The organism is Variovorax sp. W1I1 (genome assembly GCF_030815625.1).
Lineage (GTDB): Bacteria > Pseudomonadota > Gammaproteobacteria > Burkholderiales > Burkholderiaceae_C > Variovorax > Variovorax paradoxus_C.
The window spans coordinates 7,053,816-7,065,066 of record NZ_JAUSWZ010000001.1; the positions used below are offsets into that span (position 1 = coordinate 7,053,816).

At 68.7% G+C, this 11,251-nt stretch carries 9 protein-coding genes; 4 read left to right on the top strand and 5 right to left on the bottom strand.

What is annotated here, in order from left to right; genetic code table 11:
- Positions 1–4: 4 nt before the first annotated feature.
- Genes QFZ83_RS32690 through QFZ83_RS32700 form a run of 3 tightly spaced genes read right to left on the bottom strand, consistent with a single transcriptional unit; the run spans position 5 to position 2,250 of the window.
- A complete protein-coding gene (locus tag QFZ83_RS32690; protein ID WP_307512586.1) occupies positions 5–1,210 on the bottom strand; it encodes a toxin-antitoxin system YwqK family antitoxin in 1,206 nt (401 codons plus the stop codon).
- 8 nt (positions 1,211–1,218) lie between these two features.
- Positions 1,219–1,824 carry a MarC family protein gene (locus QFZ83_RS32695; RefSeq protein WP_306883293.1) on the bottom strand — a complete coding sequence of 202 codons (606 nt, stop codon included), beginning with the start codon at positions 1,822–1,824 and terminating at the stop codon, positions 1,219–1,221.
- Positions 1,825–1,836: 12 nt separating this feature from the next.
- Complete coding sequence (locus QFZ83_RS32700) at positions 1,837–2,250, bottom strand: VOC family protein (protein WP_306883292.1); 414 nt, start codon at positions 2,248–2,250, stop codon at positions 1,837–1,839.
- A gap of 160 nt (positions 2,251–2,410) precedes the next feature.
- On the opposite strand from QFZ83_RS32700, the gene QFZ83_RS32705 reads away from it, so the two are divergent.
- From QFZ83_RS32705 to QFZ83_RS32720, 4 genes are all read left to right on the top strand, one after another.
- Positions 2,411–3,538, top strand: coding sequence for a TraB/GumN family protein (locus QFZ83_RS32705; protein WP_307512587.1), 1,128 nt, complete (start codon positions 2,411–2,413; stop codon positions 3,536–3,538).
- 11 nt (positions 3,539–3,549) lie between these two features.
- Positions 3,550–3,933, top strand: coding sequence for a DUF2946 family protein (locus tag QFZ83_RS32710; protein WP_307512588.1), 384 nt, complete (start codon positions 3,550–3,552; stop codon positions 3,931–3,933).
- 118 nt (positions 3,934–4,051) lie between these two features.
- Complete coding sequence (locus QFZ83_RS32715; protein ID WP_307512589.1) at positions 4,052–6,340, top strand: TonB-dependent receptor; 2,289 nt, start codon at positions 4,052–4,054, stop codon at positions 6,338–6,340.
- 37 nt (positions 6,341–6,377) lie between these two features.
- A complete protein-coding gene (locus QFZ83_RS32720; protein ID WP_307512590.1) occupies positions 6,378–7,283 on the top strand; it encodes a copper chaperone PCu(A)C in 906 nt (301 codons plus the stop codon).
- Positions 7,284–7,292: 9 nt separating this feature from the next.
- On the opposite strand, the gene QFZ83_RS32725 is transcribed toward QFZ83_RS32720, so the two are convergent.
- Entirely contained in the window at positions 7,293–9,092 is a 1,800-nt protein-coding gene (locus QFZ83_RS32725) for a phospholipase D family protein (protein WP_307512591.1), read from the bottom strand.
- A 106-nt stretch (positions 9,093–9,198) separates the two neighbouring features.
- Positions 9,199–11,094 carry an ATP-binding cassette domain-containing protein gene (locus tag QFZ83_RS32730; RefSeq protein WP_307512593.1) on the bottom strand — a complete coding sequence of 632 codons (1,896 nt, stop codon included), beginning with the start codon at positions 11,092–11,094 and terminating at the stop codon, positions 9,199–9,201.
- Positions 11,095–11,251: the final 157 nt, after the last annotated feature.

The following is an 11,251-nucleotide window of genomic DNA, read 5'->3' on the forward strand; positions in this document are numbered from 1 at the left end:
CCAGCTACTGGGTGAAGGCTTTTCGGGAGCCGTCTTCGAAGACTTCGTCGTCGCGCTGCAAGTCGCCGTTCTCGTCCCATGCACGCTCGCGCGTCACGCGCCCCTTGGGGTCGAAGTGCGACTCGGCCAGCAGCGTGCCCTTTTCGCTGAAACGCTGGTGCGTGCCGATGGGCAACTGCCGGTTGCGGCTCGGCGCGAGAAAGCGGCCGTGGGCGGCGCGCTGGCCGCTGTCGTAGTACTCGGTGACTTCGACGGTGCGTGCGTTGCCCGTGCCGCTGTACACCGCCTTGCTGCGCGGCTGGCCGTTGAGATAGAAGCTGTCGTCGCGCAGCGGCTCGCCCGTGGGCGTCCAGCGCTGGTCGCGCACCACGGTGCCTTTTTCGGAGAATTCCTGCTCGCGCTGCCGGATGGCGCTGCGCTCGGCGAGCAGCCACACGGTCTCGCGGCGCTTGACGCCTTCCGATGAAAAGCTGCGCTCGATGCGCTGGTTGCCGGTGGTCTCGTCGAGCGTCGAGGGCTTGCCGTTGTCGTAGAACTCCTGGCTGCGCACGCGCTTGCCCGCGAGGTACGACACCCGCGAACGCAGCGTGCCGCGCGCGTCGAACAGATCGACCTGCGATGCGCCACCGCTCGTGAAGCCGCACAACTTGGCGTCGTCGGCCACGGGCGCCAGCACCGGCGCCTCGCCGCAGCGCAGCATCGACATCTGGCCGCGTTCGGTGAATTCGACGACGGCGCGCTCGGGGCCGGCGCCGGTGTTGGGATAGAAGGTGGCGCGCCGCAACTGGCCGCCGGGGTAGAAGCTGCGCACCAGCCCGCGCTCCTGGCCGTCGTCGTAGACGGCCTCGCGCAGCACCTGGCCAGCGGGCGAGAACTCGCGGGCGCGGCCCTGCATGTTGCCCTTGGCATTGGTGGTGTGTTCGCGCGCGAGCTTGCCCTTTTCGTAGAAGCGCACGAGGCCCATGAAGACGCCGTTCTGCACCTGTTGCTCCCGTTGCAGCTCGCCTGTCGTGCCGTCCTTGCAGCGCATGAGGCCGGTCTTGCCGGCCGTGGTGCTGCCGTTGGCAGGGCTCACGCTCTGGCCGTTGAGTTCGCAGACCTGCACTGCGTGGGCAGCACTCGCGCCGAAGAAAAGCGGCAGCGGAATCAGCGTGGCCAGCGTGACCCGGAAGATCCGTGCCGCCAGATGGGGCTCTGCGAAGAAAGGCATGTGGACAGCTACCTCCCCATTTCCGATGCCAGCAGCTTGACGCCGCGGATCATCATCTCGACCGACACCGCCACCAGGATCAGGCCCATCAGCCGCTCGAAGGCAAGCACAAGGCGCTCGCCGACCAGCCGCTGGATGCGCTCGGCCAGCACCAGCACGATGGCGCACACGGCCATGGTGACGCTGAGCGCGGCCACCCATTCGAGGCGCCGCTCGGGCGCCTGCGACACCAGCAGCATCACCGTGGCCAGCGCCGAGGGGCCGGCCAGCGCTGGCACGGCGAGCGGCACGATTAGCGGCTCTTCGGTCGGGGCCGCGACGGGCACGGCACCGTGCTCCGGCGGAAAGATCATGCGGAGAGCGATCAGGAACATCACCACCCCGCCCGCGATCTGCAGCGAGAGGCCCGACAGGCCCATCACCCTGAGGAACCCGTCGCCCACGAACATGAAGACCAGCAGCAGCGCGAAGGCGATCAGCACCTCGCGCACGATCACCCGGGTGCGCCGCTCGGGCGCCACGCCCTTGAGCGCATTGGCAAAGATCGGGATGTTGCCCAGCGGATCGGTGATCAGCAGCAGCAACACGGTGGCCGATGCGAAGGTGTATCCCACGTGGCTTCGGCTTTACTTGTCGTAGATCGTGGCCAGGGAGCGGAAGCCCTTGACCTCGATCGGATTGCCGAAGGGGTCGCAGAAGAACATCGTCCACTGCTCGCCCGGCTGGCCTTCGAAGCGCACCTGGGGCTTCAGCACGAAATCGGTGTTCGCGGCTTCCAGCCGTTCGGCCAGTGCCTGCCAGTCGGGCAGGGCCAGCGCGAGGCCGAAGTGCGGCATCGGGACCATCACGTCGCCGACGCGGCCGGTGCGCGCGGTGGCGAAGGGCTCGCCCAGATGCAGCGAGATCTGGTGGCCGAAGAAATCGAAATCGACCCAGGTGTCGGTGCTGCGGCCCTCGGCGCAACCGAGGACATCACCGTAGAAGCGGCGCGCACCGTCAAGGTCGCGCACGTGAAAGGCAAGGTGGAAGATGCTCTGCATGGTTTCGGATTATGGGCAGCGGTGCTGTGAGAATGCCGGACTTTCTTTCATCATGGAGCAGGCCTTGCGGATACGCCGGATCCTCTCTGCGCTCAGGCGCACCACTGATTTTTCGGGACCTCTGCGCCGGGCGCGCCAGGTCGTCGCGGGCGTCCTCTGCGTGTTCGCGGTCGCGGCACAGGCGGCGGATTGCCCACCTTCGGCCATCGCCAGCCTCGCCAAGCTCGGACCGGGCGTGCGCAACGGCGTCGACCGCGGAGTGCTCTGGCGCATCGAGCGCGACGGGCGTACCTCCTGGCTCTACGGAACCATCCACATCGGCCGCGCCGAATGGGTGCGGCCCGGCCCCACCGTGCAGAAGGCGCTGGCGCAGAGCGACGCGCTCGCGCTGGAGATCGATTCGCGCGACGAAGCCACCGCCCGCGTGATGGGCCAGCCGGCCGATCCGGCGCTGCTTTCGCGCATGCTCAGCGGCGAGCGCGCACGCCGGCTCGACCGCCAGAACACCGAGGCCTGCGTACCGCCGGGCGCCACGGCCAAGCTGCAGCCGATCCTGCAGGTGTCGGCGCTCGCCGGCCTGGTGGCGCGCGCCGACGGGCTGTACCCGGAATTCGGCGTCGACGAGACGATGGCGGTCTCCGCCCGCAACGGCAACAAGCCGATCTTCGCGCTGGAGAACGCGGCCGACCAGATCAAGGCGCTGACCGGCGATTCCGAAGCGGAAGAGGCCGAGCAGGTCGATGCGGCGCTCGACGAGCTGGAGTCGGGCCAGCTGCGCGGGCAGATGAAGGAGCTGGCCGATGTCTGGGCGCGCAGCGACGCCGACAAGCTGGCCCGCTATGCCGACTGGTGCGACTGCCTTCGCACCCCCGCCGAGCAGCGGCTCATGAAGCGCCTGCTGGACGACCGCAATCCGGGGCTGGCCAACGGCATCGAGCGTCTGCATGCAAGCGGCAAGGGCGTGTTCGCCGCGGTCGGCGCGCTGCACATGATCGGCCCGCAGGGGTTGCCGGCGCTGATGGCGACGCGCGGTTTCACCGTGACACCGGTGCTCACGAGCGCGCAGGCGCAGACGGCGGTGCCGATGCCGGCGCTGTCGGCGCCCGAGCCGGCACCGCGCGCCGTGCGTGGCGGCAAGGCCGTGAAAGGACAGAAGGGGCAGAAAGCCCAGAAGGGCGCGGTCGCTGCCAAGGGAGCCAAGGGGGCGAAGTCCTCGAAGGCCGCGCCGGCTTCCAAGGGCGCCAAGGCACCGGCCAAGGCGGCGCCCAAGGGCAAAGTGCGCAGATAATCGCGACCGCCATGCACCTGCAGCGCTTCCATCACCCCCGCTTCCTCGGCCAGATCGGCCAGGTCGGCCGTTGGGTGCTGCTGTGGTTCATGCTGTCGCTGGGCGTGGCGGTGGCCTCGCCGCTCGTGCATCCGCAGGCCATGGAGCTGGTGTGTTCCAGCGCCGGCTCCATCAAGGTGGTGGTGCACACCGAGGACGGCGTGCAGGAAATGGGCGCCTCGCACATGGACTGCCCGCTGTGCGTGCTGACCGGCGCACCGCCGCCGGCCCTGGCCGTCGCCTCTTTCGACCTTCCCCTCCCGCTGGGCCGCGTGGTCCAGCCGATTCCCGCCGCGCGCCTTGCCGCGGCCACCGCGGCGCCGCTGCCGGCGCGCGGGCCCCCGAACCGCTCCTGACGCTTTCCAACCCATAGCCGCGTGCGCCCGATCGATGAGGGCGCCTGCGGCCTGTCCGGCTTGAAGTTCGTGGAGCAGGTTCCCAGTGAAAAAGCATTCCCGCGCCTTGGCGATCGCCATGGCATTTCCCCTCAGCGCGCCCGTGTGGGCGCAGCAGCAACCGCGTGCCGATGCGCCTGAAGGCGGCACCGGCCGCGCCCTGAGCACCGTCACCGTGACCGGCGGCCAGCCGACCTCGCTGCCGGCGCAGATTCCCACCACCATCGAGGGCGTGACGCGCGAGCAGATCGCCGAGACGGTCAACGCGACCGATGCCGAAGACGCCCTCAAGTACCTGCCGAGCCTGGTCGTGCGCAAGCGCTACATCGGCGACTTCAACCACGCGGTGCTCGCCACCCGCGCCTCCGGCACGGGCAACAGCGCCCGCTCGATGGTCTATGGGGACGGCATCATGCTGTCGAACCCTCTGGGCAACGGCGCCACCTACGCGCCGCGTTGGGGCATGGTGTCGCCCGAGGAAATCGAGCGGGTCGATGTGCTCTACGGGCCGTTCTCGGCCGCGTACCCGGGCAACTCGGTGGGCGCTGTGGTCGACTACGTGACGCGCATGCCCACGCAGCTGGAGGCGCACGTCAAGCTGAGCGGCTTCGCCTCGAACTTCGACCAGTACGGCAGCCATTCGTCGCCCGCCGGCCAGCAGTTGGACCTGTCCCTCGGCAGCCGCAGCGGCGACTGGTCGTGGTGGCTCAGCGCCTCGCGTACCCACAGCAAGGGGCAGGCACTGGTGTTCGGCAACCGCCTTCTGAGCGCCGGCACCGTGGGCAACGCGGGCACGCCGGTCACCGGTGCGGTGCTGGGGCTGAATCCGTCGAACCAGCCGTGGTGGCTGGTGGGCGGCTCCACCATGTACGACACCACGCAGGAGCAGGCCAAGCTGAAGGTCGCCTACGACTTCTCGCCCACGCTCCGCGCCACCTACACGCTGGGCGCCTGGAACAACACGACGCACGGCGGCGTCGACACCTACCTGCGCAATGCATTCGGCCAGCCCGTGTATTCGGGGCGGGTGAACATCGCGGGACGCACCTACAACCTCGATGCGCCCAGCGCCGCGCTGGCCCCGACCGAGACCGCGCTCACCCACTACATGCACGGCCTTTCGGTGAAGAGCCACACCGGCGGCGTGTTCGACTGGGAAGTGGCGGCGAGCCTGTTCGACTATTCGAGCGACACCTCGCGCACGCCGACGACCCCGCTGCCGGGCGCCTTCAACGGCGGCCCGGGGCGCACCACCGACATGGGCGGCTCGGGCTGGAACACCTTCAAGGCGGCCGGCACCTGGCGGCCCACCGGCTCGGCCGAAGGCGTGGGCGCGCACGTGGTCGACTTCGGCTTCCAGCAGGACACGGCGCGCCTTCGCACCAGCGTCGGCAACACGCTCGACTGGATCAACGGATCACCCGTCACGCCGTTCTCGGCCTTCAACGGCAACACCCGGCTGCAGTCGCTCTACGTGCAGGACACCTGGCGCTTCGCCAAGGACTGGAAGACCACGCTGGGCCTGCGCCACGAGCGCTGGGAGGCCTACGGCGGCCAGCTCGGCAATGCGGCGCGGCTGCTCGACTTCGCGCCGCGCAAGAACAGCTACGACTCGCCCAAGGCGGCCGTTGCCTGGCAGGCCACGCCCGACTGGCTCTTCAAGGCCTCGACCGGCCGCGCGGTGCGCATGCCCACGGTGAGCGAGCTCTACCAGGGCTCCATCGACGGCAACCGCATCGTCAACACGAATCCGAACCTGCGCCCCGAGCGCTCGTGGACCACCGAGCTCACCGCCGAACGCGACCTCAAGGGCTGGGGCCTGGACGGCATGCTGCGCACCACGCTCTTCTTCGAGAACACGAAGGACGCGCTCTACAGCCAGGCGCTCAACAACCTGGTGAACACGGTGCAGAACGTCGATGCCATCCGCACGCGCGGGCTCGAGGTGGCGCTGAACGCGGTCGATGTGGGCATGAAGGGATTCGACCTCAGCGGCAGCCTCACGCTGACGAACTCGAAGATCACCGCCAACAGCGGCTTCCCCGCGAGCGTCGGCCGTGAGCAGCCACGCGTGCCCAAGGTGCGCGCCTCGCTGCTCGCGACCTACCGGCCCGATGCCAAATGGAGCTACACCGTCGGCATGCGCTACAGCGGCAAGCAGTTCGGCTCGCTGGACAACAGCGACCCCAACGGCTTCGCGTACATGGGCTTCTCGAAATTCTTCGTGGTCGACGCGCGCATCCGCTACCGGATCGACCGGCAGTGGAGCGCGGCCTTCGGCATCGACAACCTGAACAACAACAAGTACTGGGCCTTCCACCCGTACCCGCAACGCACCTACGTGGCCGAACTCAAGTTCGACCTGTGACGCTTTCATTCATTCATCCTTCAGAGGACACGCCGACATGAACACCCCTGCCTTCACCCTCAAAACCGTGGCCGCCTGCGCCATGCTGGCCGGCGCCGCCGCCGCGCTGGCCCACGTCACCCTGCCGCCCGGCGGCGCCACCGTCGGCAGCGACTACAACGCCGCCTTCCGCGTCGGCCACGCCTGCGAAGGCGCCACGGCCACCACCGGCCTCGCGGTGCGCCTGCCCAAGGGCTTCGTGCTGAGCGATGCCCAGGCGCGCAAGGGCTGGAAGCTCGACGTGCAGAAGAACGCCGGCGACGGCGAAGTGCGCTGGACCGCCGAGACCCCGCAGGACGCGTTGCCCGGCAAGGAGCGCAGCGAGTTCGTGCTGCGCGGCAAGGTGCCGGGCACGCCGGGCACGCTGTGGTTCAAGGTGCTGCAGACCTGCGACGTCGGCGTCGCCGACTGGGCCGAAGTGCCGACGTCGGGCAACTCGACCGCGGGGCTCAAGGCGCCGGCAGCCCGGCTCAACGTGGTGGCGCAAGGCGTTGCCACGGTCGATGTGCAGGGCGGCTGGGTGCGGCAATCGGTGCCGGGCCAGAGCGGCACGGGCGCCTTCATGAAGCTCACCGCGCCCACCGGCGCGAAGCTGGTCGGCATCTCGACGCCCGCGGCCGGCGTGGCCGAGGTACACGAGATGAAGATGGAAGGCGACACCATGAAGATGCGCGAACTCGCCGGTGGCCTCGACCTGCCCGCGGGCCAGACCGTCGAACTCAAGCCCGGCGGCTATCACGTGATGATGATGGACCTGAAGGGCGCGCTGGCCAAGGGCGCGACCGTGCCGTTCACCCTGAAGTTCGAAGACGCCAAGGGCGTGAAGACCGCGCTGGACGTGACGCTGCCCGTAGGCGCACCCGAAGGCGCCGATGCCGGTGGCGCCCACCAGCACAAGCACTGACCGGGTCGGCTACAGCAACTGGTCGGGCGCCAGCGGACCAAAGAGCCTGAGCATCAGGCGCAGCGTGGCGCTGGCATCGGGCTCGGTGGTCGTGTCGGCGAGGCCGCTGCCTTCGGGCGCGTGCCACACCAACGCGCCGTTCATCTGCTCGACATGCCAGGAGCGCTCGCGCATGCCGCGCTCGATCTGTTCGCCGGCCACGCGCGAGAGTTCGTCGCTGCGGATCAGCAGCGCGATCTCGGTGTTCTGCAACTGGGAGCGCAGGTCCAGGTTCATCGAGCCGACGACCAGCAGCCGGCCATCCATCACCAGCACCTTGGAGTGCAGCATCGCGCGCGATTCGCCGGTGGCACTGCTGCCGCCTGCGCCGCCGCCCGAAGAGCCCGAGCCGAAGACGGTGCCGAAGGTGGTCTGCTCGCTGCGCAGCTCGTAGAGCTCGACGCCCATCTTGAGAAGCTCTTCCCGGTGCCGCGCGTAGCCGACATGCGCCACCGGCGCGTCGTTCGACGCCAGCGAATTGGTCAGCACGCGGATCTTCACGCCTCGGGCGCGCGCCGCGGCAAAGGCCTGCTTCATGTCCTGGCCGGGCACGAAGTAGGGCGAGATGATGAGGAGTTCGGAACGCGCCTGGCCGATCAGCTGCAGCAGGCCCTCGACCACGGTGTCGCCGCTGGCGGCCGCGTCCGATGCGGCTTCGAGCGATGCGGTACGGCGCGAGGGCGGTGAGGGCTGCGGCGCGTTCGGAGTTCGGGGGGCTCTGGGGACGCGCGCCGCATCGGCGGACTGGCTCACCACGAGGCCCGGGTCGCGCGTCGCGCCGGGGCCGGTGTCGGCCGGGATCTTGCCGGGCTGGTCGGCGAGCATCACGGCCGGCGCCCAGACGAAGGTGGCGGTGCGCAGGTCCAGCGGTTTCTCGTCCCAGACGCGGGCGCGTTGGGCGGCGGTGGGCGGGGCGTCGGGCCCGGGTTTGCTTTCGGGCGCGCCGGGATCGTCCTTCTTCGCCGTTGCCGCTTCGTCGCTCAGTTCCTTGTCGGCCTTGCGCGCGCGGTCGCGCATCTCCTGGAACTCTTCGCGCGAGACCAGCGACTGCACGGGGTAGGCGCGCTCGTTGTTCCAGTAGCTGTCGAAGCTGCGCGAAAGGTCCTGCACGATCGGGCCGGCCGCGAGCACGTCGAGGTCGACGAAGTTGCCGGTGGTCGCATTGCCGAAATAGGCGTCGCCGAGGTTGCGCCCGCCGGTGACGCCGAGCACGTTGTCGGCCAGGAACAGCTTGTTGTGCATCCGCTGCTGGATGCGCGAGGCGTCGCCGATCGAATTGAAGAGCCGGCTGAAAGTGGAATCGCGCGCGCCCGCAAGCGGGTTGAACAGGCGCATCTCGATGTTGGGCACGAAAGCCAGGCCGAGCACCAGCGCGTCGCGGCCGGTGCTGTGGAAGTCGTCGAGCAGGATGCGCACCCGCACGCCGCGTTCGGCCGCCGCTCGCAGGCCGCGCACGAGACGGCCGGTGCTGGCGTCGGCGTGGATGGCGTAGTACTGCAGATCGAGCGTCTTCTGCGCGCCTTCGATCAGCGCAAGCCGGCTGCCGTACGCGGCGGGCGGGCCGCCCAGCAGCATGAAACCCGACTCGAAACGGGCTTTGTCGGCCTGGCGGCGCTGGCGGACCAGCGCGCCGAGCGCGGTGTCGTTCGGCGAGGCGAGCGCGGTCGAGACGGGGCGGTCGACGTCTTTCGGCAATTGGGCGCAGGCGCCCAGCAGCAACGCCGCGATGAGCACGGCATATCGGCCGAAGAACGTGAAGGGTGAAGGCATGCGGCGATTCCCGGAGGATTGGGTAGCCGCATATATAGCCTAGTCGGCGTCCGCCCGGCGTGGGACGGGCGGACGCGAACCGGGAGGGCTTCGGCGCCTGATTCGCCTAGCGCGCGGCGCCCAGCTCTTCCTGGCGCTCGAGGGCGGCGAGCAGCTCTTCGTCGATCTGGGCGTGGCGTTCGCTGAGCTCGACCGCGCGCGAGGCGTCGGAGGCGTAGATGGCGCCGCCGTCGAGCTCCAGCATCTCGGTGATGCGCTTCTGCTCGGCTTCGAGGGCTTCGATCTGCACGGGCAAGGCTTCGAGTTCGCGCTGCTCCTTATATGAGAGCTTCTTGCGGGGCGCGGTCGCTGCCTTGGGGGCCGTCTCGGTCGCCGGGGCGGGTGCGGCAGGCGGCGGCGGTGCCGCAGCGAGCCGCTGCGCGGCGATTTCGCGCGCGCGCTTGGACTGGATCAGCCAATCCTGCACGCTGCCCTCGTACTCGCGCCAGCGGCCGTCGCCTTCGAAGGCGATGGTGCTGGTGACCACGTTGTCGAGGAAGGTGCGGTCATGGCTCACGAGGAACACGGTGCCGTCGTAGTCCTGCAGCAGGTTCTCGAGCAGCTCCAGCGTGTCGATGTCCAGGTCGTTGGTCGGCTCGTCGAGCACCAGCACGTTGGCGGGGCGGGCGAAGAGGCGCGCCAGCAGCAGGCGGTTGCGCTCGCCGCCGCTGAGCGAGCGCACGGGTGAGTTGGCGCGGGCGGGGGAGAAGAGGAAGTCGGAGAGATAGCTCTTGACGTGCTTCTTCTGCGAGCCGATCTCGATCCATTCGCTGCCGGGGCTGATGAAGTCTTCCAGCGTGGCGTCGAGGTCGAGCTTGTCGCGCATCTGGTCGAAATACGCGACCTGCAGGTTGGTGCCGCGGCGGATCTTGCCGCTGTCGGGTTCCAGTTCGCCGAGGATGAGCTTGAGCAGCGTGGTCTTGCCCGCGCCGTTGGGGCCGAGCAGGCCGACCTTGTCGCCGCGCAGGATGGTGCCGCTGAAGTTGCGGATGACGGTCTTCTCGCCGAAGGACTTGGTGGCCTCGGTGAGCTCGGCCACGATCTTGCCGCTCGACTGGCCGGAGGCGACGTCCATGTTGACGCTGCCCTGCACCTCGCGGCGGGCGGTGCGGCTCGCACGGAGTTCCTGCAGGCGGGTGATGCGGCTCTGGCTGCGGGTGCGGCGGGCTTCGACGCCCTTGCGGATCCAGATTTCTTCCTGGGCGAGGAGCTTGTCGGCCTTGGCGCTGATGACGGCTTCCTGGGCGAGCTGCTCTTCCTTCTGTAATAGGTACTGCTCGAAATTGCCGGGGTAGGAGCCCAGCTTGCCGCGGTCGAGCTCGATGATGCGGGTGGCGACGCGGTTCAGGAAGCTGCGGTCATGGGTGACGGTGACGACGCTGCCCTTGAAGTCGATCAGCAACTGCTCGAGCCATTCGATGGAGTCGAGGTCCAGGTGGTTGGTGGGCTCGTCCAATAAAAGGACATCGGGCGCGGCCACCAGGGCCTGGGCGAGGGCGACGCGCTTGCGGGTGCCTCCGGAGAGGGAGCCGACGCGGGCGTTGCGGTCGAGGTGGAGGCGGTGCAGTGTCTCTTCGACGCGCTGCTCCCAGTTCCAGGCGTCGTAGGCTTCGATCTGGGACTGGAGGGCGTCGAGGTCGAGGCCTTCGGCGCCTGACAGATAGAGGTCGCGTACGGCGATCACGCTGCCTAGGCCCTGGCTGGCTGCGGTGAATACGTCCGCATCCATATCGAGCACAGGCTCCTGGGCGACGTAGGCGACGCGCAGGTTCTGCTGCAACTGCAGGGTGCCGTCGTCGGTCTTCTCCAGGCCGCCCAGTATCTTGAGCAGCGAGGACTTGCCTGCACCATTGCGGCCGATCAGGCCGATGCGTTCCGATTCAAGAAGAGAGAAGTCCGCATGATCTAGCAGCGGGACGTGACCGAACGCGAGTTGGGCGTCGAGGAGTGTGATGAGTGCCATGTGGCACGGATTATCGGAGGAGCCTCCTCTTCGTCCTGGGGCGGCGCGAAGCGCTGCCCCAGGATCAAGAGGTTCTGCGTTCGATTTTCTTCACGGCAGTCTTGCGAGACCCAGGATTTGGCATATACTCGTGGGCTCGGCTGACAACGCATTGATG